Annotated in this window: 26 protein-coding genes; 7 read left to right on the forward strand and 19 right to left on the reverse strand. The window is 74.6% G+C overall.

Annotated features, from left to right (window positions below):
* The first annotated feature begins 231 nt into the window (after positions 1 to 231).
* Genes HWY08_RS16815 through HWY08_RS16825 form a run of 3 tightly spaced genes read left to right on the forward strand, consistent with a single transcriptional unit; the run spans position 232 to position 2,045 of the window.
* Positions 232 to 858, forward strand: a complete 627-nt coding sequence (locus HWY08_RS16815) for a MotA/TolQ/ExbB proton channel family protein (RefSeq protein WP_176067321.1) — start codon at positions 232 to 234, stop codon at positions 856 to 858.
* Positions 859 to 861: 3 nt separating this feature from the next.
* Entirely contained in the window at positions 862 to 1,287 is a 426-nt protein-coding gene (locus tag HWY08_RS16820) for an ExbD/TolR family protein (RefSeq protein ID WP_176067324.1), read from the forward strand.
* Positions 1,284 to 2,045 (forward strand): energy transducer TonB, encoded by a 762-nt coding sequence (locus HWY08_RS16825; protein ID WP_176067326.1) that lies wholly within the window; start codon positions 1,284 to 1,286, stop codon positions 2,043 to 2,045. The genes HWY08_RS16820 and HWY08_RS16825 overlap by 4 nt, the downstream gene beginning before the upstream one ends.
* A gap of 19 nt (positions 2,046 to 2,064) precedes the next feature.
* Here the strand turns inward: HWY08_RS16825 and HWY08_RS16830 are convergent, their stop codons facing one another.
* The 16 genes from HWY08_RS16830 to hprK all read right to left on the reverse strand — a co-directional run bounded on the left by HWY08_RS16830 (position 2,065) and on the right by hprK (position 16,969).
* A complete protein-coding gene (locus HWY08_RS16830) occupies positions 2,065 to 3,228 on the reverse strand; it encodes a two-component system sensor histidine kinase NtrB (protein WP_176067328.1) in 1,164 nt (387 codons plus the stop codon).
* 152 nt (positions 3,229 to 3,380) lie between these two features.
* The gene (locus HWY08_RS16835; RefSeq protein ID WP_176067330.1) at positions 3,381 to 4,343 is read right to left on the reverse strand and encodes an ROK family protein; all 963 of its coding nucleotides are present in this window, start codon (positions 4,341 to 4,343) and stop codon (positions 3,381 to 3,383) included.
* Positions 4,344 to 4,354: 11 nt separating this feature from the next.
* Positions 4,355 to 5,728, reverse strand: coding sequence for a phosphomannomutase/phosphoglucomutase (locus HWY08_RS16840; protein WP_176067332.1), 1,374 nt, complete (start codon positions 5,726 to 5,728; stop codon positions 4,355 to 4,357).
* A gap of 123 nt (positions 5,729 to 5,851) precedes the next feature.
* The gene (locus HWY08_RS16845) at positions 5,852 to 6,994 is read right to left on the reverse strand and encodes a mannose-1-phosphate guanylyltransferase (protein WP_176067334.1); all 1,143 of its coding nucleotides are present in this window, start codon (positions 6,992 to 6,994) and stop codon (positions 5,852 to 5,854) included.
* Complete coding sequence (locus HWY08_RS16850) at positions 6,991 to 7,581, reverse strand: NUDIX hydrolase (protein ID WP_176067336.1); 591 nt, start codon at positions 7,579 to 7,581, stop codon at positions 6,991 to 6,993. Before HWY08_RS16850 ends, HWY08_RS16845 begins: the two co-directional genes overlap by 4 nt.
* Positions 7,578 to 8,465: an undecaprenyl-diphosphatase UppP gene (uppP, locus tag HWY08_RS16855; RefSeq protein ID WP_176067338.1), complete on the reverse strand. Its 888-nt coding sequence runs from the start codon at positions 8,463 to 8,465 to the stop codon at positions 7,578 to 7,580. Before uppP ends, HWY08_RS16850 begins: the two co-directional genes overlap by 4 nt.
* A 56-nt stretch (positions 8,466 to 8,521) precedes the next feature.
* Positions 8,522 to 9,145, reverse strand: coding sequence for a LysE family translocator (locus HWY08_RS16860; RefSeq protein WP_176067339.1), 624 nt, complete (start codon positions 9,143 to 9,145; stop codon positions 8,522 to 8,524).
* Positions 9,146 to 9,160: 15 nt separating this feature from the next.
* Positions 9,161 to 10,330 (reverse strand): methionine adenosyltransferase, encoded by a 1,170-nt coding sequence (metK, locus tag HWY08_RS16865; protein WP_176067341.1) that lies wholly within the window; start codon positions 10,328 to 10,330, stop codon positions 9,161 to 9,163.
* 131 nt (positions 10,331 to 10,461) lie between these two features.
* The gene (ptsP, locus tag HWY08_RS16870; protein WP_176067343.1) at positions 10,462 to 12,234 is read right to left on the reverse strand and encodes a phosphoenolpyruvate--protein phosphotransferase; all 1,773 of its coding nucleotides are present in this window, start codon (positions 12,232 to 12,234) and stop codon (positions 10,462 to 10,464) included.
* A 7-nt stretch (positions 12,235 to 12,241) separates the two neighbouring features.
* On the reverse strand, positions 12,242 to 12,496 hold the full coding sequence (locus tag HWY08_RS16875) for an HPr family phosphocarrier protein (protein WP_235969689.1): 255 nt from the start codon (positions 12,494 to 12,496) through the stop codon (positions 12,242 to 12,244).
* Positions 12,497 to 12,513: 17 nt separating this feature from the next.
* Positions 12,514 to 13,308, reverse strand: a complete 795-nt coding sequence (locus HWY08_RS22050) for a PTS system mannose/fructose/sorbose family transporter subunit IID (protein WP_176067347.1) — start codon at positions 13,306 to 13,308, stop codon at positions 12,514 to 12,516.
* Positions 13,305 to 14,030, reverse strand: coding sequence for a PTS sugar transporter subunit IIC (locus tag HWY08_RS16885; protein WP_176067349.1), 726 nt, complete (start codon positions 14,028 to 14,030; stop codon positions 13,305 to 13,307). The genes HWY08_RS22050 and HWY08_RS16885 overlap by 4 nt, the downstream gene beginning before the upstream one ends.
* Positions 14,031 to 14,047: 17 nt before the next feature.
* On the reverse strand, positions 14,048 to 14,551 hold the full coding sequence (locus HWY08_RS16890) for a PTS sugar transporter subunit IIB (RefSeq protein ID WP_176067351.1): 504 nt from the start codon (positions 14,549 to 14,551) through the stop codon (positions 14,048 to 14,050).
* Between the two features lie 121 nt (positions 14,552 to 14,672).
* Positions 14,673 to 15,089 carry a PTS sugar transporter subunit IIA gene (locus HWY08_RS16895; RefSeq protein WP_176067353.1) on the reverse strand — a complete coding sequence of 139 codons (417 nt, stop codon included), beginning with the start codon at positions 15,087 to 15,089 and terminating at the stop codon, positions 14,673 to 14,675.
* A gap of 9 nt (positions 15,090 to 15,098) precedes the next feature.
* Positions 15,099 to 16,007 carry an RNase adapter RapZ gene (gene rapZ / locus HWY08_RS16900; protein WP_176067355.1) on the reverse strand — a complete coding sequence of 303 codons (909 nt, stop codon included), beginning with the start codon at positions 16,005 to 16,007 and terminating at the stop codon, positions 15,099 to 15,101.
* A complete protein-coding gene (gene hprK, locus HWY08_RS16905; protein ID WP_176067358.1) occupies positions 16,004 to 16,969 on the reverse strand; it encodes an HPr(Ser) kinase/phosphatase in 966 nt (321 codons plus the stop codon). The genes rapZ and hprK overlap by 4 nt, the downstream gene beginning before the upstream one ends.
* 176 nt (positions 16,970 to 17,145) lie before the next feature.
* On the opposite strand from hprK, the gene HWY08_RS16910 reads away from it, so the two are divergent.
* Positions 17,146 to 18,114, forward strand: coding sequence for a DHH family phosphoesterase (locus tag HWY08_RS16910; RefSeq protein WP_176067360.1), 969 nt, complete (start codon positions 17,146 to 17,148; stop codon positions 18,112 to 18,114).
* On the forward strand, positions 18,111 to 18,491 hold the full coding sequence (locus HWY08_RS16915; RefSeq protein WP_176067362.1) for a response regulator: 381 nt from the start codon (positions 18,111 to 18,113) through the stop codon (positions 18,489 to 18,491). Before HWY08_RS16910 ends, HWY08_RS16915 begins: the two co-directional genes overlap by 4 nt.
* A 4-nt stretch (positions 18,492 to 18,495) precedes the next feature.
* Here HWY08_RS16915 and HWY08_RS16920 read toward each other — a convergent pair whose 3' ends face one another.
* The 3 genes from HWY08_RS16920 to HWY08_RS16930 all read right to left on the reverse strand — a co-directional run bounded on the left by HWY08_RS16920 (position 18,496) and on the right by HWY08_RS16930 (position 21,343).
* Positions 18,496 to 19,272, reverse strand: coding sequence for a metallophosphoesterase family protein (locus tag HWY08_RS16920; protein WP_176067364.1), 777 nt, complete (start codon positions 19,270 to 19,272; stop codon positions 18,496 to 18,498).
* Positions 19,238 to 20,074 (reverse strand): nucleotidyltransferase family protein, encoded by an 837-nt coding sequence (locus tag HWY08_RS16925; RefSeq protein WP_176067366.1) that lies wholly within the window; start codon positions 20,072 to 20,074, stop codon positions 19,238 to 19,240. Before HWY08_RS16925 ends, HWY08_RS16920 begins: the two co-directional genes overlap by 35 nt.
* 90 nt (positions 20,075 to 20,164) lie before the next feature.
* A complete protein-coding gene (locus HWY08_RS16930; RefSeq protein ID WP_176067368.1) occupies positions 20,165 to 21,343 on the reverse strand; it encodes a DNA polymerase IV in 1,179 nt (392 codons plus the stop codon).
* A gap of 124 nt (positions 21,344 to 21,467) precedes the next feature.
* On the opposite strand from HWY08_RS16930, the gene HWY08_RS16935 reads away from it, so the two are divergent.
* On the forward strand, positions 21,468 to 22,130 hold the full coding sequence (locus tag HWY08_RS16935) for a TetR/AcrR family transcriptional regulator (RefSeq protein ID WP_235969677.1): 663 nt from the start codon (positions 21,468 to 21,470) through the stop codon (positions 22,128 to 22,130).
* A 45-nt stretch (positions 22,131 to 22,175) separates the two neighbouring features.
* Entirely contained in the window at positions 22,176 to 23,288 is a 1,113-nt protein-coding gene (gene thiO / locus HWY08_RS16940) for a glycine oxidase ThiO (protein WP_176067370.1), read from the forward strand.
* Positions 23,289 to 23,329 lie beyond the last annotated feature (41 nt).

A 23,329-nucleotide genomic window follows, 5' to 3' on the forward strand; every position in this document is an offset into this window, starting at 1 on the left:
TCGGCCGCGCTCCGGGTTCAGACGAGCGGCAGGTTACCGCGCCCAGATCGGCCGCGCAACTTGGCTTGCATGGATTTGCACCTCGCCGGACGCGCGCGGCGCGGGCGGGGGCACCACCGGACGCTCCGCCGATTCACCGTGCGTGCGACCTCTCGGCGCGCCCCGGCCGCTTGACACTCCACCGGGCCGCTCCTTAATTAGCCGCCTCACCCTCGCGGGGAATCCCTCACCATGCTCACGCAGAAGCTCCTCGCCGTGACCCAGCTCGGCGCCGACTGGGTGCTGTGGCTGCTCGTCGGGCTCTCCGTCGTCTCGGTCGCGGTGATGCTCGAGCGCGCCGCCTTCTTCCGCGTCCGCCGCCTCCCGGGCCTGGACGCGCTGGCGCGCCAGCTCCTGGCGGGCGACTTCGCCGGGGCGCGCGCGGCGGTGGAGGGCCGGCGCGGGATGGAGGCGGAGGTCGTGCGCGCGGCGGTCGAGCACGCCGCCAAGGGGCCCGACGCGGTGGCCGAGGTGGTGAGCGCGCACCTCGAGCGCTCGCGCCTCGACTACGAGGAGCGGCTCGCCTTCCTCGGCACCCTCGGCAACAACGCCCCCTTCATCGGGCTGTTCGGGACGGTGCTGGGCGTCATCCGCGCCTTCGCCGACCTGGCGGCCCACCCGGGCGCGGCCGGCGCCGGCTCGGTGATGGCCGGCATCTCCGACGCGCTCATCGCGACCGCGGTCGGCCTCTTCGTGGCCCTCCCGGCGGTGGTGATGTTCAACCTGTACCAGCGCTGGCTGCGGCGCACGACCCAGCGCGCCTCCGCGCTCGGGCACGCGGCGGTGGCCTGGCTGCGCGCCCGGCCGGAGGCGCGCTGAGCCATGGCGAGCCTCGCGGGCGGCGGCGCCGGCCGGGACGGCGACGACGATCTCATCAGCGGCATCAACATCACGCCGCTGGTCGACATCGTGCTGGTCCTGCTCATCATCTTCATGGTGACCGCCACGTACATCGTGCGGGAGGCGATCGAGGTGGACCTGCCCCGGGCGGCGCACGGCGGCGAGGCGACCGGGACCACCCTGGCGGTGGTGCTGACGCGCGACGGCGCGATCTACCTCGACGGCGTCCGCCGGACCGAGGAGGAGCTGGCGGCGCGCAGCCGGGAGGCGGTGGCGAAGGACCAGGGCACCCGCGCCATCATCAGCGCCGACCGGGCCTCGCTGCACGGGGCGGTGGTGCGCGTCATCGACGTGGTGAAGGGCGCCGGGGTGTCGCGCTTCGCCATCAACATCGAGAAGGAACCGTGAGCTCCCGCCCGGGCGGGCTGCGCGCGCCCGCCTTCTACGGCGCCTCGCTGGCGCTGCACGGGCTGCTCTTCGCGGCCCTGCTGGCGGTGCGCCCGCCGGCGGCGCGACGCGCGACGCCGGTCGAGGTGGAGCTGGTCGAGGCGCCGAAGGCGCTGCCGGCCCCCGAGCCTCCCCGGCCCGAGCCGGCCCGCGAGGCGCCGCGCTCGCCGCCGCGGCCCCCCCGGGTGGCGAAGCTCCCGGCCCCGCGCGAGGCTCCCCCGCCGCGCGCGCCTCCGGCGCCCCCGCCGCCCAACGCGCCCCCGCCGCCCGACGCCAGCCGCGCCGCGCCGCCGCGCATCGGGATCTCGATGGAGTCGACCACCACCGCCGGCGGGGTGGCCGCGCCGGTCGGGAACACGCTCTACGGCCGCCCGCCGGAGCGGGCGGAGGATCCCGCCGCGGTGAAGCCCTACCGCGCCGAGCGCTACGCCGCGCCGTCGCAGGTGACCACCCTCCCCGAGCCGCTCGGCTGCGAGATCCCGAAGGCCGAGTATCCGGAGGAGGCGCGCCGGCTCGGCGTCGAGGGCGAGGTCCGGCTGCGGCTGCTGGTGGACGAGGAGGGCCGGGTGCGCGAGGCGCGGGTGGTGCGCGATCCCGGCCACGGCTTCGGCGCGGTGGCGGCCCGCGCCGCCCGCGCCTACTGCCGCTTCCGCCCGGCGCGGAAGGACGGCGCGGCGGTGGCGACCGAGATCCCGTACACCATCCGGTTCGAGCTGTAAGGCGCCGCGCGGATCCGCGTCACGCCAGCGGCAGGTAGATCCGGAAGCAGGCGCCCTCGCCCTCCGCGGACTCCACCAGCACGTGGCCGCCCGCCTGCTTCACCGCGCCGAAGACGGTGGCGAGGCCCAGGCCGGTGCCGCACCCCTCGGGCTTGGTCGTGAAGAACGGCTCGAAGAGGTGCGACCTCGTCTCGGCCGACATCCCGCAGCCGGTGTCGCGCACGGACAGCAGGGCGTACCGGCCCGCGGGTACCCCGGGCACGTCGCGCGCGCCGAGCTCGGCGTTCTCCGTCTGGATCGAGATGGTGCCGGCGCCCCCCGCCATCGCGTCGCGGGCGTTCACGACCAGGTTCAGGATCACCTGCCGGAGGCTGGTGGGATCGGCGACCACCCGCCCCAGGTCCGGCGCGAGCGCCGTCGCGAGCTGGAGCTCGTCGCCCAGGAGCCGGGCCAGCACGCCGGTCATCTCCTCCACCGTGTGGTTGAGGACGACCGGCACCGGTTGCACCGGCCGCTGGCGCGCGAACTCGAGCAGCTGCCGGGTCAGCCGGGCGGCCTCGCCCCCCGCCGCCGCGATCTCCTCGGCCTCCTCGCGCAGCGGGTGCCCCGCCGGCAGCTCGTGGCACAGCGCGCCCGCGCACCCGAGGATCACCGTGAGCAGGTTGTTGAAGTCGTGCGCCACGCCGCCGGCCAGCCGCCCGATGGCCTCGAGCTTGGCGGCCTGGGTGAGCTGATCCCGGTACCGCCGCTCGTTCTCGGCCAGCGCCCGCTCCGTCTGGCGCAGCTCGGTGACGTCGATCCCGGTCGCGACGACGAAGCGCACCCGGCCGTCGGGGTCGCTCTGGACCGCGTTCGACCACGCGATCAGCCGCTCGGTGCCGTCCTTCGCCACCCAGACGTTCTCGTAGGTGCTCCGCTGGCCGGCGCTCAGGCGGCGGAAGACGCCCTTCACCGGCTCCACGTCGGCCGGCCGGAGCACGACATCCCACGCGTACCGGCCGCGCACCTCGTCGAAGCGGTAGCCGCTGACGCGCTCGCACGCGCCGTTGAACACCTGGATCCGCCCCTCGGCGTCCATCGCCAGCACGAGCGCGTCGACGGTGGCGAGCACGGTCGCGAGCATCCCGCTGCGCTCGTCGAGCTCGGCGGCCGGGAGCGGGCGGGATGTGGCGGCCTGTCGCATGCTCGATCTCCGACGGTGAACACTGTAGCCCGCGGCTCCAGCGCGGTGAAGCCGCGGCGCCTCCGACGGCCACGGGTCGGGCGAGGCGGGCGCACGCGCACCCACCGTCGAGACCCGCCTCCAAGGCAGCACGGCCCGGCAGCGCGGGCGCCCTACTCCAGCAGCGCCGCCCCGATCACGCCGGCGTCGTCGCCCAGGAAGGCGCGCTCCAGCGTGAGCCCGACCAGGGCGCTGCGGGAGACCCGCGCCTGGAACACCTCGTCCACCCGCCGGCGCAGGTCGGGACAGCCGAGGAGGACGCCGCCGCCCAGGATGACGCGGGCGGGGTTGAGCAGGGTCACCACCGAGGCGATGGCGTTGCCGAGCAGGTCCGCCACCTCCTCCCACAGCGCACAGGCGTAGGGATCGCCCTGCACGCAGGCCTCGTCGATCACGCTGGCGGAGAGCCGCGACAGGTCGCCCTGCAGCAGCGCGCCGAGGCGCGAGCTCGCCCCGGCCGCGAGCTCCTCGCGGACCCGCGCCGCGAGGTTCATGCCGCTCGTGTACGCCTCCAGGCAGCCCAGCTCGCCGCAGCCGCAGCGGCGGGGCGCGGTGCTGGCGCGCGACGGGCGCACCTTGACGTGCCCGAGCTCGCCCGCCACGCCCCGGTGCCCGTCGTGCAGCCGCCCGCCCAGGATGAGGCCCGAGCCGACGCCCGAGCCCACGAACACCAGCACCGCGTCGTCCACCCCGCGCGCGGCCCCGAACCGGCGCTCGCCCCAGGCCGCCGCCGAGAGGTCGTTCGCGATGCGCACCTTGGCGCCGAGGCGCTCCTCGAGCAGCTCCCCCAGCGGCACGTCGCGCCAGCCCAGGTTCGGCGCGTTGAGCACGACCCCGGTGCGCCCCAGGCACTGCCCCGCCACCCCCACGCCCACCCGGCCGAAGGTGCGCGCCGCGTCCCCGGCGCCTTCCAGCGCCGCCGCCACGGCGTGCGCGACCGTCTCGACCACCGCCGCCGGCGAGCGATCCCGGTGCGGCTCCTTGTGGGAGGCGACGATCTCGCCCGAGTCGCGGTCCACCACCGCCGCGCGGGCGTTGGTGCCGCCGAGATCCACCCCGAGCGCGCGCGCCGCCATGGCCGGCGCTCCTAGGCGCCCACCTCGCGGCCGAGCGCCTGCACGCGCTCGGTGACGAGCTGCTCGATCTCGCGGAGCCGCTGCGCGCTGGTCGCCTCGAAGCGCAGCACGAGCAGCGGCTGCGTGTTGGAGGCGCGCACCAGGCCCCAGCCGTCGGGGAAGGTGATCCGCACCCCGTCCACGGTGACCGTCTCGTAGCGCGCGGAGAACCAGGCCTGCGCCCGCCGGACCACCTCGAACTTCTTCTCCTCCGGGCAGTCCATCCGGATCTCGGGTGAGGCGAAGGTCTCGGGCAGGTCGGCCAGCAGCGAGGAGAGCGGCGCGTCCGTCCGGCTCAGGAGCTCGAGGAGGCGCCCCGACGCGTAGATGCCGTCGTCGAAGCCGAACCAGCGGTTGGCGAAGAAGATGTGCCCGCTCATCTCGCCGGCGAGGAGCGCGCCCGCCTCCTTCATCTTCGCCTTGATGAGGCTGTGGCCCGCCCGCCACATGATGGGACGCCCGCCCTTGCGCGCGATGTCGTCGTAGAGGTTCATCGAGCACTTCACCTCCCCGACGATGGCGGCGCCGGGGTTCTCCTCCAGCAGGGCGCGCGAGAAGAGGACCATGAGCTGGTCGCCCCAGAGCACGTTCCCGCGCTCGTCCACCGCGCCCACCCGGTCGGCGTCGCCGTCGTAGGCGATGCCCACGTCCGCCTTCACCTCCAGCACCTTCCGCCGCAGCGGCTCGAGGTTCTTCTCGACGGTGGGATCGGGGTGGTGGTGGGGGAAGCGCCCGTCCATCTCCAGGAAGAGCGGCACCACCTCGAGCCCGAGCGCCTGGAAGATCGGGACCGCCACCGCCCCGCCGGTCCCGTTGCCGGCGTCGACCACCACCTTGAGCTTGCGGGGGCCGAGCTGCAGGTTCTCGCCGACGTAGGCGCGGTAGGGGCCGACGACGTCGTGCGGCTCGACCCGGCCCTGCCCGGCGGCGAACCGCCCGGCGGCCACCAGCCGGCGGAGCTCCTGGATCTCCTCGCCGTGGAGCGTCCGCTTGCCGACGCCCACCTTGAGCCCGTTGTACTCGGCCGGGTTGTGAGAGCCGGTGATCATGCACAGCCCGTCCACCGGCAGCGTGTAAGCGGCGAAGTAGGTGAGCGGCGTCGGGACCACCCCGAGGTCCACCACGTCCACGCCGGTGGCGGTGAGCCCGGCGAGGGCGCGCCGCGCGAAGCGCTCGCCGGACAGGCGGCAGTCCCGGCCGAGCACCACCCGCTTCCCGCCGGCGCGGCGCACCATCGTCCCGAGCCCGCGGGCGATCGCCTCGACCGCGTCCTCGGTGAGATCCTGGTCGACGAGCCCCCGGACGTCGTACTCGCGGAAGATGGTGGGGGAGATGGTGCTCGCCATGTGCGGGGCCTCGGTCGGGAATGTAAGGGGGGTGGCGGCTCCGCGTCGCGCCCGAAGGTGGCCGCCCGCGCCGGGCCCGGGCGCCCGCCCGGGGCGGACGGGGCGGCGCCGGCGCCGCGCGCCTCAGGTCATCTCTTCGCGGCCACGGCGCTTCAGCTCGTCCACCGCCTTGCGCACGTCCTGGGCGCGGTCGCGGCGGCACACCAGCACCGCGTCGCCCGCGTCCACGACGATCAGGTCGTCCACGCCGATGACCGCCAGCGGGCGCCCGGGCAGCCCCAGCACGACGTTGTCCTTCCCGTCGAAGATCATCGCCTCGCCCTCGACCACGTTGCCGCGCGCGTCCTGGGCCCGGACCTCGCGGAGCGCGTCGAAGCTGCCCACGTCGCTCCAGCCGAAGTCCCCCGGCACCACCGCGATCCGGTCGCTCTTCTCCATGACGCCGTAGTCGATGGAGATGGCGGGGCAGCGCGGGAACGCCTCGGCCAGCGCGCGCGCCGCCCGCGGCGTGCCGATGGCCCGGTCGATCCGCTCGAGCTGCTCGCCGAGGTCGGGCAGGGTGCGCCGGATCTCGTCCAGGATGACGTCGGCCCGGAACACGAAGATGCCGCTGTTCCACAGGTACCCGCCGTCCGCGAGGTAGCGCTGGGCGGTGGCGCGATCCGGCTTCTCGACGAACTTCGCGACGCGGCGGGCGACCGCGCCGCCGTCGGCGGCGGGCTTGGCCGGCGCCGGCTTCGCCTTCCCGCGCGGCTTCTCGCGGCCCTCGCCCGGCGGGCCGTCGAGCCGCGCGCCGACCTTGAGGTAGCCGTAGCCGGTCTCCGGCCGCGACGGCTTCACGCCCAGGGTGACGATGGCCCCGCCCTGCGCCACCTCCGCCGCCGCCGCGAGCGCCTCGCGGAACGCCGCCGGCCGCGCCACGTGGTGGTCGGCCGGCAGCATGGCGAGGACGCCCTTCTTGTCGAGGCGGGCCACGTGCAGCGCGGCCAGCCCGACGCAGGGGGCGGTGTTGCGCGCGCACGGCTCGACCAGGAGGTTGTCCTTGGGCAGGTCCGGGAGGATGCGGCGCGCTGCGGCCGCGTGCGCTGGCCCGCACACCACGAAGGTGCGGTCGAGCTTCGCCAGCGGCGGCAGGCGCGCGACGGTGGCCGCGAGCAGCGGCGTCTCGCCGACCAGGGCCAGGAACTGCTTCGGGCGCGCCTTGCGCGAGAGCGGCCAGAAGCGCGTGCCGGACCCGCCAGCCATCACCACCGGGAAGAGCTTCATCGTCCGCTCCACAGGCCGAGCAGCTCGTCGAGGACGCGCGCGGTGGCGCCCCAGATCGTCAGCCCCGGCAGATCGTAGTAGTGCACCAGGTGCCGCTCCCCGTACGCCTCGCGGTGCTCGGTGCGGTGGACGCCGGGACGCGCCAGGGCGGAGAGCGGCACGTACACGATCGCCTCCACCTCGCCAGGGCGGGCCACGTAGGGGTAGGGATATGGCACCAGCCCGACCCAGGGCGTCAAGCGAAAGCCGGAGACGAGCACGAGCGTCTCGTCGAGCTGACCCAGCACCTCCACGCGCGCCGGCTCGAGGCCGATCTCCTCCTCGGCCTCCCGCAGCGCCGCCGACCGCGGCTCCTCGCCCTCCTCGATGCGGCCGCCGGGGAAGCTCACCTGGCCCGGGTGGCGCTTGAGGTGGCCCGGCCGGACGGTGAGCAGCACGTGCGGCTCGCCCTCGTGCTCGAACAGCGGCACGAGCACGGCGGCGCGGGCGAGGCCGCCGTCGGGCAGGTGCTCGGGGCGGAGCCGGTCGAAGGGGAACGCCCCCGGGACGTGCCCCTCCAGCACGGCGCGGAGCCCCCCCAGCGTCATGGCGCGTTCGCGGCGGCGGGGGCGTGCACGGGCGCCGGCGCCGGCGCCTCGTCGGAGCCGGGGAGGACGCCCTTCCAGAGGAGGACGCCGATGAGGACGCCGGCGACGAGCCGCCAGGCGACGAAGAGGTAGGTGGTGCGCGTGCGGAGGTAGGCGAGCAGCCAGCCGATGACGAGGTAGCCGGCGAAGAGCGCGGTGAGCGTCCCGACGACGGTGGCGATGGCCCAGGCGTGCTGCCCCGAGAGCGCCGGCAGCGCCTTCTTCAGCTTGTAGAGGCCGGCGCCGAGCGTGATGGGCACCGAGAGCAGGAAGCTGAAGCGCGCCGCGTCCTCCCGCTTGAGGCCGAGGGCCATGCCGGTGGTGATGGTGGCGCCCGAGCGCGAGGTGCCGGGCACGAGCGCCAGGGCCTGCCCGCAGCCGATGGCGAGCGCGTCGGCCAGGCCGACGTCCTCGATCGTGCGGCGGTGGCGCGCCAGCCGCTCGGCGGCGAGCAGGATGAGCCCCCAGACCACGAGCGAGAAGGCGATGGTGAGGTTCCCGAGCGCCTCGATGCGCCGCTCGAGGAGCTTCCCCGCCACCGCCGCCGGGATGGTGCCGAGCACGATGAGCCAGGCGAGGCGCGCCTCGCCGCTCTCGAGCGGCTTGCCCCGGGCGAGCCCGCGGAGCGCGGCGCGGGTGAGCGCGTACAGCTCCTCGCGGAAGAACAGGATGACCGCCAGGGTGGTGCCGGTCTGGATGATGGTGACGAAGGCGCGGAACTGCTCGTCGGACAGGCGCTGCCCGAGCAGCTCGCCGAACACGAGGAGGTGGGCGGTCGACGAGACGGGCAGGAACTCGGTGGCCGCCTGGACCAGGCCGAGGACGACCGCGACGAGGAGGGTCATGGGCGCGGCATCTTATGAGCCGCTCCGCCCCCGCGCCACCGGGCCGGGGCGCGAGGTCAGCTCCGGCTCGTCGCGAGCCGCACCCCGAAGGCGATGAACACGGCCCCGGTGACCCCCTCCAGGCCCCGCTGCACCCCGGGCCGCGCCAGGACCGGCCTGAGCCGCGCCACGAAGAGCGTCACCAGCGAGAGCCAGACGAGCCCCTCGGCGAAGTGGATGGAGGCGAGCAGGATGGACCGGCGCAGCACCGGGTCGCCCGGCCCGATGAACTGCGGCAGGAAGGCGAGGTAGAAGACCGCCACCTTGGGGTTGAGGACGTTGGTGAGGAGCCCCTCGAGGAAGGCGCGGCGCTCGCCGGCCGCGGCGGGCTCCGGGGCGCGCGCCGGGCCGGGCCGGGCGGCGGCGCGGAGCGCCTGCACGCCCAGGAACACCAGGTAGAGCGCGCCCGCCAGCTTCACGAGCTCGAAGGCGCGGGCCGAGCGCACGAGCAGGGCGGAGAGCCCCACCGCGGAGAGCGTGGCGTGGACGAAGAGCCCGCTGCCGACGCCGAGCACCGTGAGCAGGCCCGCCCGCCGGCCGCGCACCAGCGCGCTGCGGACCACCAGCATGGTGTCCGCGCCCGGCGTGAGGGTGAGGAGCGCGGCGATGCCGGCGAAGGCGAGGACGCGCGCGTCGACCATGGCGGCGCCCGCGCGCTAGGCGACGGCCGCGCGCACCTTCCCGGTGCCGGCCGCGTCGCGCAGCGCGTCCTTCTTGTCGGTCCGCTCCCAGGTGAACTCCTTCTCGGAGCGGCCGAAGTGGCCGTACGCGGCGGTCTTCTCGTAGATGGGGCGGAGCAGGTCGAGGTGCTCGATGATGGCGCGCGGGGTGAGCGAGAACACCTCGCGCACGGCGGCCGCGATCCGCTCCTCGGACACCTTGCCGGTGCCGAAGGTGTCGACCATGACCGAGACCGGCTCGGCCACGCCGATGGCGTAGGCGACCTGCACCTCGCAGCGGCGCGCCAGCCCGGAGGCGACCACGTTCTTCGCGATGTAGCGCCCCATGTAGGCGGCCGAGCGATCCACCTTGGAGGGGTCCTTGCCGCTGAAGGCGCCGCCGCCGTGCCGCCCCATGCCGCCGTAGGTGTCGACGATGATCTTGCGGCCGGTGACGCCGGTGTCGCCCATGGGGCCGCCGATGACGAAGCGGCCGGTGGGGTTGATGAAGATCTTGGTCTTGCGGTCGACCAGCTTCTTCGGCAGCGCCTTCGCGATGACCTCCTCGCGGATGGCGGCGTGCAGCTTGCGGTTGGAGACGTCCTCGGCGTGCTGGGTCGAGACCACCACCGTGTCGAGGCGGACGATCTTGCCGTCCTGGTACTCCACGGTCACCTGGCTCTTGCCGTCCGGCCGGAGGAAGTCGAGGCCGGCCTTGCGCGCCTTGGCGAGCTGGCGCGTGACCGCGTGCGCGTAGTGGATGGGCGCCGGCATGAGCTCCGGCGTCTCGTCGCAGGCGTAGCCGAACATCATGCCCTGGTCGCCGGCGCCGCCGGTGTCCACGCCCTGGCCGATGTCCGGCGACTGCTGGTCGACCGCCACCAGCACGGCGCAGGTGTTCCCGTCGAAGCCCATCTCGCCGGAGGTGTACCCGATGCGCTTCACCACCTCGCGCGCGAGGCGCGGGTAGTCGACCTTGGCGCTGGTCGTGATCTCGCCCGCGATCATGACGTAGCCGGTCTTGAGCAGCGTCTCGCAGGCGACCCGCCCCTTCTCGTCCTGGGACAGCACGGCGTCGAGGACCGCGTCCGACACCTGGTCGGCCATCTTGTCGGGGTGGCCTTCCGTGACCGACTCGGAGGTGAAGAGGTAGTCGCTGGCGGGCATGCGGGTGGTCCCTGGTGGTGGTGGTGAGCGGGGGGCGAAGCTACGCGGCGGAGGTCGAACCTGTCAATATCACGGACGCTTCGCCGCCGCAGCCCCGGGAGCGGAGGGCGCGGGAGCGAGCGGACGGCCCCTCACCCGGCGACCGGGCCCACGGCCATGTCGTCGAGGAGCCCCGGGAAGCGCAGGCCCATCTCCGAGCGCACCTCGCGCTCGATCTCGTCGGCGGCGGTGAGCTCGAGGAGCCGCCCGACCAGGCGCTGGCCGTCGGCGGCGCTCGCCTGACGGACGATGCGCTTCACGAGCGGGATGCTGCCGCCGTTCATGGAGAGCTCGGTCATGCCGAGCCCGAGCAGCACGAGCACGAAGAGCGGCTCGCCCGCCATCTCGCCGCACATCGAGACCGGGATGCCGGCCTGCCGCCCGGCGTCGCAGACGAGCTTCAGGGTGCGCAGCACGGCGAGGTGCAGCGGCCGGTACAGGTACGCGACGTCCTTGTTCTGCCGGTCGATCGCCATCGTGTACTGGATGAGGTCGTTCGTGCCGATGGAGAAGAAGTCGCACTCGCGCGCCAGGCGGTCGGCGATGATCGCCGCCGACGGCAGCTCCACCATGATGCCGACCGGCGGCAGCCGCGTCTCGACGCCCTCGCGGCGGAGCTCCTCGCGCGCCTCGCCCAGGAAGCGCTTCGCCGCCCGGAGCTCGTTCACCCCCGAGACCATGGGGAACATGATGCGCAGGTGGCCGTGCACGCTGGCGCGGAGCATGCCCCGCAGCTGGGTGCGGAACATGTCGGGGTGGCGCAGGCAGTAGCGCACCGCGCGCAGGCCCAGCGCCGGGTTGTCGTCGTGGGTGCGCACGCCGAGCGGCAGCTTGTCGCCGCCCAGGTCGAAGGTGCGGATGGTGACCGGGCGCGGCGCGAGCTGCTCCAGGATCTGCCGGTAGGTGCGGTAGTGCTCCTCCTCGGTGGGCAGGTCGCTGCGGCCCATGTAGAGAAACTCGGTGCGGTAGAGGCCCACGCCCTCCCCGCCGTGGGCGAGCAGGCTCTTCACCTCCTCGGCGAACTCGATGTTGCCGTCCAGCTCCACCCGCACCCCGTCGGTGGTGGTGGCGGGGAGCTGGCTCGTCGCCATGAGCTCCCGCTCCTGCGTGAGCCACCGCTCGCGGGCCGCCTCGTAGTCGCTCCGCTCGCCCGGCGACGGGTTCAGCACCACCACCCCGCGCTGCCCGTCGACCACGATCCAGTCGCCGCGGTCGGCGAGGGCGCTGAGGCGTCCCACCCCGACCACCGCCGGGACGTCGAGCGCCCGCGCCACGATGGCGGTGTGGGAGGTCTTCGTGCCGAGGTCGGTCACGAAGGCGGCCACCTTGCGCTCGTGGAGGAGCAGCGCGGTGTCGGCCGGGGACAGGTCGCGCGCCACGATGACGGCGCCCTCCGGCGGCGGCTCCGGCACCTCGGCCGCCTCGCCGGTGAGGTTCTTGATGATGCGCTCGCCCACGTACTCGACGTCGGCGCGCCGCTCCTTGAAGTAGTCGTCGGCGAGCTCGGAGAAGGCGGCCTTGATCTTGCGGATGGCGCGCTTGACCGCCCACTCCGCGTTGATCTGATCCTCGCGGATGAGGCGCTGCGCCTCGTCCACCAGCATCTCGTCCTTCAGCATGAGCCGGTGGGTGTCGATGATGGCCGTGTGCTCGGCGCCCTCCAGCTGCTCCACCTTCTCGCGCACCTCGGCCAGCTGGCGATCGGAGGCCTCCAGCGCCGCCTTGAAGCGCGCGATCTCGGCCGGGACCTCCTCGACCGTCACGCGCCGCCGCGGCGCCCGCACCCGCTTGCGGTCGACCGGCCAGCAGCGCCCGACGACGATGCCGGGGCTGGCGGCGAGACCCATGAGCGTGTGAGAGCCCATCCGTCGCTCACTTCTCCCCGAAGCCGTTCTCGATGACCTTCGCCAGCGCGTCCATCGCCGCCTGCGCGTCCTCGCCTTCGCAGGCGACCACGATCTGCGTCCCCTTGGCCGCCGCGAGGGTGAGGACGCCCATGATGCTCTTCCCGTTCACCTCCGCCCCGTCCTTCGTCACCTGCACCTCGGCCCGGTAGCGGTTGGCGGTCTGGACGAGCTGCGCCGCGGCCCGGGCGTGGAGCCCGAGGGTGTTGACGATGAGGAACATCCGCTCGAGGCGCGCCACTAGAGGCTCCCGTGGAGGCGGCCGGCCAGCAGCGCGGCGCCGGTGCCGCCGGCGAGGGCGGCGTAGGTGGCAGGGAAGAGGCGCGCCCCGCGGGCGAGCAGGAGGTAACCGGCCGCGGCGGCGGCGGCGGTGGCGGCCGGGGCGAGCAGCGGCGCCACGGCGCGGGTGGCGGGCAGGGCGGCGTAGGTGGCGGCGGCGGCGCCGCAGAGCGCGGCGCCGGCGAGGCGGAGGCGGTCGGCGACGACGGGCAAGCTCAGGCGGGCGATGGCGCCGACGACGGCGTCGCCCTCGCGGTAGCCCGCCCGGAACAGGCCGATGCGCAGGGTGAGGTGGATCGCGTTGTAGAGCGTAAGCGCGGCCACCACCCCCGGCCAGCCGAAGACGAGCGCCGCCACGGCCGCCAGCGCGCCGAAGGAGGGGCGGAGCGCCGTCCAGAAGAAGCCGTCGCCCACCGCGGCGAGCGGCCCCTGCAGCGTCGCCTTGTAGGTCACCGGCGCCTGCGGCGGCTCGGCACCGGCGGCGACCCGTTCCTCGTGGTGAATGGCGCCCCCGAGGATGGCCGCGGCGGCGTACGGGTGGCAGTTGAAGAACCCCAGGTGGCGTGCCAGCGCCGCCCGACGCGCCGCCGGCTCGGGGTAGAGCGCCCGCAAGGCCGGCGCGATGGCGTAGGCGAAGCCCAGGTTCTGCATGCCGCGGCGGTTCCAGGCCGCCTGCAGGAAGAGCCCGCGGCCGAAGCAGCGAGCGAGGACCAGCGCCGGCACGCGCCGGGCGAGCGCGGCGGCGGGGGCGCTCACCACGTCCTCCGCAGCGCCCACACCGCCAGGAGCGCGGCGGCGCCGGCGCCGAGCGCGCCGAGGTAGTAGGTGCGCGCCCGGGCGGCCCGCAGCGCCTTCGCGCCCGAGGCGCAGGCGAACCCGCCGAAGGCGGCCCAGCCCACCGCCAGCGCCGCCGCTCCGGCCGCCCCGGCGCGCTCGAGGAGCGGCGGGATGAGGAGCGCCGCCAGCCCCGCGCCGAGCGGCGCGAGCACGAAGGCGATGCCGAACGGCAGCGCCAGGCCGTAGAGGTTCACCCGCGCCGCCGCGTCGGCGTCGCCCGCGGCGAGGTCGGCCTCGGCGCGGGCGTACAGCCGCTCGTTCACCCGCTCGACGAGGCGGTCGGCGCGGCGGCCGAGGAGCGCCAGCGGGGCGCACAGGGCGAGCGCCAGCGCGGCCGCCGCCGGCAGAGCGGCCGGACCCCCGATCCCCGCGGCGCCGAGCCCGTGCAGCGCGAGCGCGGTGCCCGCCGCCACCGCGCAGGTCCCGAGCGCCTCGTGGACCGGCAGGGCCGCGCCCAGGTTCACGGCGCCCAGCCAGAGCAGCTCGAGGGGGGCGCCCACGAACAGGCCGGAGGCGGCGTCGCCCACCGCCAGGCCCGCCAGCGGACCGATGGCGATGGGGCGCGAGAGCATCGCCTGCAGGAAGCCCTTCCGCTCGACGGCGGCGAGACCGGCCACGAGGCCCAGGGCGAGGTAGGACACGGCCACGGGAATGTACACTAGCGCCCGCCCCTGGCGGCCGCGTACTTGTCCGCGAGGGCGGCCGCTCCGACCGGGGCGTCCGACGGCACCGCCCGCGCCTCGAGCTCGAAGCCGCGCCGCGCGAGCTCCTGCACCGTCCGCACCTCCTCCTCGGAGAGGTAGACGGACGGCGTCAGCGACAGGCGCCCCGGCGCGTAGTGGACGTTGCCCAGGTTGACGCGGGGCGCCAGCGCCGGGGTGAGCCCGGCCTCGACCGCGCGCGCCAGCGCCGACACCTCGCGCACCAGCACCAGCACGGCGTCCGGGCTCGCCCCGAGCGCGCCCCAGTCGATCTCGGCCAGGCGGCGGATGTCGACCGGCAGGTCGGGGGGCAGGCAGAGCGTCATGGCCGCCTGCGCCAGCGGGCTCGCCGCGGCCTCGTCGTCCGCGACGACCACCCGCCGGGCGCGCAGCCGCGGCGCCCACGTCTCGAGGATCTGGCCGTGGAGGAGGCGGTTGTCGACCCGGAGGAGGGTGATCACCCCACGAGTCTAAGCGAGAGCGCGCCGGAATTCGCGCAGGCTGCGGGCGGAGGGGCAGCCGGAGGAGGCTCGGCCGGAGCGAGCGGGGAGCGCGAGGGGGCGGCGCCCTTCCCGCTTCCCCTCACCGCGCCGTCCGGGCGCGGACCCGCAGGACCTCGCTCGCGAGCGTGATGTTCTTCTGGCCGTAGCCGGTCAGCATCTGCGCGGTGTCGCGGAGCGAGGCGCCCTCGGCGCGGCAGGTGGAGAGCTTCACCAGCATCGGCAGGTTCACGCCGGTGAGCACCTCGATGTGGTCGTCGAGGAAGGTGAGCGCCAGGTTGGCGGGCGAGCCGCCGAACATGTCGGTGAGGACGAGCACGCCCTGGCCCTGGTCCACCGCCTTGATCGCCTCGGCCAGGTGCGCCCGCGCGTCGTCCATGCCGGCGGCGCCGTTCACCGAGACGGCGCGGCACTGCTCGAGCTTGCCGCACACGCCCTCGGCGGTGCGGATGAGCTCCTCCGCCAGGCCCCCGTGCGCCGCCACCACCAGACCGACCATGGCGTCTACCTACTCCTTCTCCAGGTCGCGATGCCAGAGGCGCACGTCGGTGCCGGCCTCCTGCAGCGCGCTGGCCATGGCGGCGGCGATGGCGACCGAGCGGTGCCGGCCGCCGGTGCAGCCGATGGCGATGGTGAGGTAGCTCTTCCCCTCGGCCCGGTAGCGCGGCAGGAGGAAGTTGCAGAGGTCGAGGGAGCGGTCGAGGAAGGCACGCGCGTCGGGCTGGCCGAGCACGTAGTCGCGCACCCGCTCGTCGGTGCCGGGGTAGGGCTTGAGCTCGGGGACGAAGTACGGATTCGGCAGGAAGCGGACGTCGAGCACCACGTCGGCGTGGCTCGGCAGCCCGTAGCGGAAGCCGAAGGAGACCACCGTCACGCCCATCTTCTCGATGGCGCCCTCGACGAAGCGGCCGTGCACCAGCCGCTTCAGCTCGTGGACGTTGAGCGACGAGGAGTCGACCACCTCGTCGGCGACCGCCTTCAGCCCCTCGAGCGCCTTGCGCTCGGCGGCGATGCCCTCCGGCACCGAGCCGCTCCCGAGCGGGTGGCGGCGGCGCGTCTCGGAGTAGCGGCGGAGGAGCGCGTCGTCGGTCGCGTCGAGGAAGACCACGTCCACCCGGGTGCCGCGGCGGCGCACCTCCTCGATGACGCGCGGCGCCTCGGCCAGGAAGCGCCCCTCGCGCGCGTCGACCACCAGCGCGATGCGGGTCACCTCGCCGGCGGTGTGCGCCGAGAGCTCGAGCAGCTTCTCCAGGAAGACGATGGGGAGGTTGTCGACGCAGTAGAAGCCGGCGTCCTCCAGCGCGCGCAGGGCGGTGGACTTCCCCGACCCGGACACGCCGGTGAGGATGACCACCCGCGGCTCGAGCGGCGGGCGCAGGTCGACGGGGTGGCGCTCGGGGCCCTGGCGCTGCGTCATTCGACGTCCAGCTCTCCGCCCCGCGCCCCCGGCGCGAGCGCGATGGCGCGGTTGAGCCGCTCCTGGAACTCCTTGGCGGAGTGGTGGCCCTGCAGCTTGAGGAGGTGGTTGCGGGCGGCCACCTCGATGATGGTGGTCATGTTGCGCCCGGGCCGGACCGGCACGATGAGCATGGGGATCTCGACGTCGAGGATGCGGAACTTCTTCTCCTCCACGCCCAGCCGGTCGTACTCGACGTTCGGGTCCCACTCCACCAGCTCGAGCACGATCTCGATCTTCTTCCGCTCGCGGATGGCGGCCACGCCGAAGAGGTCCTTGATGTTGATGATGCCGAGGCCGCGGACCTCCATGTGGTGCTTGATGATCTCGGAGCCGGTGCCGTAGACGCTCTCGGGCGCCATCCGCTTCACGTCGACGATGTCGTCGGCCACCAGGCGGTGCCCGCGCATGACGAGGTCGAGCGCGATCTCGCTCTTGCCGATGCCGCTCTTGCCGAGCAGCAGGATGCCGACGCCGAAGACGTCGAGCAGCACCCCGTGCATCGAGGCCTGCGCGGCGAGGATCTCCTCCAGGTAGTTCTGGACGCTCTCGATGAAGGTGGACGAGAGGTGGGTGGTCTGCAGCACCGGCACGCCCGCCTCCTCGGCGGTGGCCGCCAGCGCCGGGGGGACGCCGATGCCCTTCGTCACCACCAGGCACGCGATGTCCTGGGCGAAGAACTGCCGCAGCACCTCCTGCGCGCGCTCGGGCGGCATGGTGGTGAGGTAGCTCATCTCGGTGTTGCCGAAGACCTGCAGCCGCTCCTTGTGCAGGTACTCCATGAAGCCGGCCAGGACCAGCCCGGGCTTCTGGATGCGGGAGCTGGAGATCTTGCGCGAGAGCCCCTTCTTGCCCGCCACCAGCGTCAGCCGGAGATCGAACTTGCGGTCGTCGAGGAGTGCCCCGACACGCGTGGCGTCCATGCGGGGCGCAGTCTAACCCGCGCTCGCCGCTCCGTCGACCTCGGGGCGCGGGGTGCTTTCTCGTTTGACCGGGCGCGCAGCGCGTCACTAGATTGCCGCGCGCGGCGGGGAACGAGTTCCCGCCCTACGTGAAGCGCGGCGGGGGACGAGCCCCCGCCCTACGACACACTCCGGCCATGCGCCTCAAGGTCCTCCACCACGGCAACTGCTTCGACGGCTGCGCCTCGGCGGCCGTCTTCAGCCGCTTCTTCGCCGAGCGCGAGGGCGCGCGCCTCGAGGCCACCTCCTTCTTCCCCCTGCAGCACGCGCAGAAGGACCCCTTCCCGCCGGGCGCGTTCGACGCCGACGTGAACGCCTGCGTCGACTTCCGCTTCTCGCCCTCCCCTGCCCTCCACTGGTGGTTCGACCACCACCAGAGCGCGTTCAAGCCGGCGGGCGATCGGGCGGTCTTCGAGCGCGACGCCTCCGGGCAGAAGTTCTGGGATCCCACCGCCCCGTCCTGCGCCGGCTTCATGGCCCGCACGCTCCAGGCGCGCTTCGGCTGGACCGCGCCCGACCTGGCGGACCTCCTCCGCTGGGCCGACCTCATCGACGCCGCCCGCTTCCCCAGCGCCGCCATGCCGGTGCGGCTCGAGGAGCCGGCGCTGCGGCTCATGGCCCTCCTGGAGGCGACGCAGGACCCTTCCCTCCAGACCCGGATCATCGAGGCGCTGCGCGTGCGCCCGCTGGCCGAGATCGCGGCCGAGCCCTGGGTCACCGCCCCGCTCGCCCCCATCCTCGAGCGCCACTTCCGCTCCATCGAGACGGTGCGCCGGCTGGCCCGGGTCGAGGGCGGGGTGGTCGAGGTCGACCTCTCCGAGACCGAGGTGCAGGGCGCGAACAAGTTCATCGCCTACGAGCTCTTCCCCGACGCGCGCTACACGGTGGTCGTCTCCCGCGACCCGAAGCGGGCCAAGGTCTCGGTCGGGTCCAACCCCTGGTCGAAGGTCACGCGGACGCACGACATCGCCCGGCTGTGCGAGCGCTACGGCGGCGGCGGGCACCCCGTGGTGGGGGCCGTCTCCCTCGACCCCGATCGCATCCTTGACGCGCGCCGCGTGGCGGGGGAGATCGCAGGGATGCTGAGGGACGGCGGCGCCGCATGACACCCGGCCAGTACATCCTGGTCGTCGACGACGACGACGACTTCCGCGAGGCCCTCTCCGAGGTCCTGAGCGAGGCCGGGTACCCGGTGCAGCAGGCCGAGAACGGCGAGGTCGCGCTCGCCCGCGTGAAGGACGAGCAGCCGGGCATCGTGCTGCTCGACCTCAAGATGCCGGTCCTCGACGGCTGGGGCGTGATGGAGCGGATGCGCGGCGAGGCGAAGAGCGCCGCGGTGCCGATCCTCATCCTCTCGGCCTACGGCTTCGAGTGGGAGGCCGAGCTGCTGGGCGCCCAGGGGTACATCCCGAAGTCGGTGGGGATGGAGGAGATCCTGGACCGCGTCCGCAAGGCGGCGGGCCCGCCCCCGATGCGGCACTAGCGGGCTAGTGCAGGCCGGCCGGCTGGCCGTCGGCCGCGGCGAGCGGCTGCTCCTCCGGCGGCTCGACGTCGATGATCCGGAAGCGCCGGTCGAACGCCTTCTTGAGGAGCGGCATCGCCACGTTGTAGACGGGGACGCCCTTGGGCGTCCGGCCCTCCAGCGTGCCGTGGTGCGCGTGGCCGTGGAACACCGCTTGGGCGCCGAAGGCGTCCACCGGGGCGGCGAGCCGGCTCGTGCCGAGGAACGCCTTGATCTCCGCCCCCTCGCCCAGCGTCGTCGCCGCGATGGGCGCGTAGTGCATGATGACGATCCGGTGCGGGGTGTCGATCTGCCCCAGCGCCGCCTCGAGCTTGAGCGCCTCGTTCACCGCCTCCTGCACGAACGCCTTCACGGCCGGCTCGCCGAACGCCTGCAGGGTCGCGCGGTCGAAGCCGCACCCGAAGCCCTTCACGCCGGCCACCCCGAGCCGCCTGTCGAGGATGGCGTACTCGCCGTCGAGGAGGTGGACCTTGGCCTCGCGCATGATGCGGCAGATCTCGCGCTGCTGGCCCGCCTCGTAGTCGTGGTTCCCGAGCACGGCGGCGCAGGGGACCCGCAGCTCCGAGAGCGCCTCCGCCAGCGTCTTCGCCTCCTCCACCAGCCCGCGGTCGGTGAGGTCCCCGCACAGGACGAGGCCCTCCGCCTCGCCGTTCACGGCCAGGACGAGCTCGCGGAACCGCCCGTGCTGGTCCTCGCGGCAGTGCAGGTCACCGAGCGCGGCCAGGCGAAACGACCGCTCCATCCTCGCTCCCTTCGGGCGCGGCGCCCTCCGCCCGCTGCCGCGCGTGCAGCGCCCGCCCGTCCTCGTAGCCGAGGCGGTCGAGCGCGTGGCGGTACTGGACCCTGGAGACGAGCGGCCCGCGGCAGACGCGCCGCGCCCAGTCGCCCTCCGCCACCCCCTCCCCGGCGCGCCGCAGGAGCTCGCGCATGACGCGCTCCGGCACCCGCGAGCGGTCGGAGGGGAAGACGAAGCGGAACATGAGGAGCTGCGCGAGGAGCACCTCCCAGTGCGGGCCGAAGCGCGCCAGGAGCCGCTCCCAGTCCATGCCGTCGCCGCAGGCGTGGACGAGGTGCGCCACGTCGTGGCCGTCGTAGCGCTCCCGCTCGCAGACGAACCCCTTCGACCAGATCATCTCCTCCGGCGGAGCGAGCAGCACCGGATGGCCCATGACCTCGCCCGGCCGCGCGTGCTCGAACCAGAGGTCGTCCACCACCGCCACGCCGTTGCCGGAGGAGAAGATGACGTCCACGAACCACTCGCCGCGGTAGCCCTTGCCGAGCCAGCCCGGGTCGAGCAGCTCGGTGCGGAACCCGGCCCGCTCCAGGGCGACGAAGGAGTCCTCCAGGTCGCGGCGGCGCAGGAAGACGTCGAGGTCCTTCGTGTCCCGGAAGATGCCGGTGTACTCGAAGAAGGCGTAGGCCCCCGCCACCAGGAACGGCACCTCGGCCTCGTTCAACGCCGCGATCGCGTCGGCGCGGGCGTCGAGCTCCCCCGCGCTCCGCCGCTCCGTGGCGATCTCCTCACCCGCGCGCGGACGCTTCATCCCGGAAACCTGACCACGCCCGCTGCGGCGGGGAACCGCCGGGCCGCGCGGGCCGGGGCCGCGTCGGCGCGCGGGCGGGCAGGCGCCCGCTCAGTCGTCGTCGTCGGCGAGCGTGGCGGGCCGCACCGCGTGCGGCCCGAACCGCCGGTTCACCGCGTCCACCGCCGCGTTCACGGCGGCGCGGCGGGCGGCGTCGGCCGCCGGCCGCGGCTCGAACAGCCCGAGCTGCTCGGCGCGCTCCTCGAAGCCGCTCACCGACACGCCGACGAGGCGCACCGGGCGATCGAGCTCGACGCGCTCGAGCTGCTCGCGGGCGGCGGCGAACACCGCGGCCCCGTCGTCGGTCGAGGCGGCGAGCGTGCAGCGGCGGGTGACGAGGGTGAAGTCGGCGTACTTCACCTTGAGCGTGACGGTCCGCCCGCGCAGCCCCGCCTCGCGCAGGCGGCGGGCGGTCCGCTCGGCCTGCGCGAGCAGCCGCGGCAGGAGCGCCGCGCGGCCGGCGAGGTCCTGCTCGAAGGTCTCCTCCGAGCCGACGCTGCGCGAGGGCTCGTCCGGCACCACCTCGCGCGGGTCGTCGCCGCGCGCCAGCGCCAGGAGGTGGCGCGCCGGCCCGCTCCCCAGCGCGCCCGCCACCAGCGCCTCCGGCGCGGCGGCGAGCTGGCCGACGTGGTGCAGGCCCAGCTTCGCCAGCGCCTCGCCGGTGACCTGGCCCACGCCCCACAGCCGCGAGACCGGCAGCGGGGCGAGGAACGCGCGCGTGCCGCCGGCCGGGACCTCCACCAGCCCGTCCGGCTTGCCCAGGTCGCTCGCGATCTTGGCCGCCAGCTTCACCTCCGCCACGCCCGCCGAGACGGTGAGGCCCACCTCCGCCCGGACCCGCCGCCGCAGGGTCTCGGCGATGGCCCGGCCGCCGCCATGCAGCGCGGCGCTGGCGGTGACGTCGAGGAAGGCCTCGTCGAGCGAGAGGGGCTCCACGAGCGGCGTGTACTCACGGTAGATCGCGAAGACGCGGCCCGACAGCTCCTCGTAGCGGGGGAAGCGCGGCGGGACGAACACGCCCTCCGGGCAGAGCCGCCGCGCGCGCGGCGTCGGCATGGCCGAGCGCACCCCGAAGCGGCGCGCCTCGTAGCTGGCCGCGCACACCACCCCGCGCGCGGAGGGGCCGGCCACCACCACCGGGCGCCCGCGCAGGGACGGGTCGTCGAGCTGCTCCACCGACGCGTAGAAGGCGTCGAGGTCGAGGTGGAGGATGGCGCGCCGCCCGGCCATGGCCCCGTTGTAGCACCGGGGTCCGGCGCGCTCCGGCTGCGCGCCCCGCGCTCGCCAGCTTCGTTGGGGGGGACCCGCGCGTTCCAGCTTGACGGCCGTCAAGACTCGTTACTATGTGCCCTGCGTGGACGCTTTCGTCGCGGGAAAGATGACGCCAGGGGCCAAACCGTCCATCGCGGACCGGCTCTGGGAGGCCTCCCGCGCCGAGTTCTCGCTGCGCGGTTACCACGGGGCGCGCGTGCAGGGCATCGCCCGCCGCGCCGGCTGCAACGTGGCGCTCCTCTACCGTCACTGGGCGTCAAAGCGGGCGCTCTACCTCGAGGTGCTGCGCACGATCTGGAGCGCCATGCTCGGGAACGTGGTGCAGCTCATCGAGACCGGCCGCGGCGCGCCCGCCGTCGTCGGCGCCTACCTGGACGCGAACCTGCGCGACCCGCTCGGCGCGCAGATCATCATCCGCGAGTTCCTCGACGGCGGCCCCTTCCTCAACGAGCTGTTCGAGGCCGAGCCCGAGCTGGTCGCGCCTGTCCGCCGCGCGGTGCAGGCGATCTCCGGCGAGGCGGCCCCCGGCGCCCCGGCCCTCCGCCCCGGCCTGGATCCCACCCTGGTCGTGCTGAGCGTCGGCGGCCTCGCCGCGCTCGTCGCCTCCGCGCACGAGGCGGCCCGGCCGTTCTTCGCCCAGCCGGTGCCGGCCGAGGTGTGGCGCCAGCACCTCTACGACCTGCTCTTGCACGGCGTGCTCGGCTGCCAGGACCAGCCCGCCGGCGGGCCGCCGCCCGCGGCCTGATCGTTTCGGTTTTCCCCCCGCCCCTCCGGGGCTACTCTCCCCGCCATGCGTCACGACGTGGTGGTGATCGGTGCCGGGGTGCAGGGCTGCGCGGTCGCGCTGCGGCTCGCGCAGGCGGGGAAGGACGTCCTCGTGCTGGAGCGGAGCATCCCGGGGGCGGAGGCCTCCAGCGCGGCGGGCGGGATCCTCTCGCCCGGCGTGGAGGCGGTGGAGCCGGGGCCCTTCTACGCGCTGTGCCGCGCCTCGCTGGCGCGCTACCCGGCGCTGGTGCGGGAGGTCGAGGCCGCGACCGGCGTGGCGGTCGGCTACCGCGAGGGCGGCACGCTCGAGGTGGCGCTGGAGGACGACCACGCCCAGCTCCTCGCCGCCCGCGCCGAGCGGCTGGAGCGGCAGGGGCTCCCGGCGGAGGTGCTCGACGACGCCGCGGCGCGGCGGCTCGAGCCCGGCCTCTCCCCGGAGACGCGCGGGGCGCTCTTCTTCCCCGACGAGGCGTCGCTCGACCCGCGCCTCCTCTCGCGCGCGCTCTACCTCGCGGCGCGCGCCGCCGGCGCCCGCTTCCAGACCGGGCAGGTGCTGCGCATCGTCCACGAGGGCGGGCGCGCCGTGGCGGTGGAGCACGACGCGGGCCGCCTCGACGCCGGCGCGGTGGTGCTCGCCGCCGGCGCCTGGAGCGCGCTCGTGCCCGGCAGCGGGCTGCCGCGCGGCGCGGTGCGCCCGGTGCGCGGCCAGATCGCGCTCCTCGACACGCGCCAGCGCCTGCTCTCGCGCGTCGTCTTCAGCGACAAGGGGTACGTCGTGCCGCGCGCCGACGGCCGGCTCCTGTGCGGCTCGACCATGGAGGAGGTGGGCTTCGAGAAGGCGGTCACCGCCGGCGGCCTGCACCGCGTGCTGGGCATGGCGCTCGAGCTCGCCCCCGCGCTCGAGCACGTGCCGGTGGTGGAGACCTGGTCGAACTTCCGCCCCGCCTCGCCGGACGGCGCACCGGTGCTCGGGCCGTCGAGCGTGGCCGGGCTCTTCTACGCCACCGGCCACACCCGCAACGGCATCCTCCTCACCGCCATCACCGCCGACGCGGTGGCCGCCGCCGTGCTGGGCCAGCCGCCCCCGGTGGACCTGGCGCCCTTCTCGGTGGAGCGGCTGGCGCCGCGGGGAGCGTAGCGGCGCCGTGTTGCGGGCACGCCCCGGCCCCCCAAGCTTTG

Origin of the sequence: Anaeromyxobacter diazotrophicus (genome assembly GCF_013340205.1) — a bacterium.
GTDB lineage: Bacteria > Myxococcota > Myxococcia > Myxococcales > Anaeromyxobacteraceae > Anaeromyxobacter_A > Anaeromyxobacter_A diazotrophicus.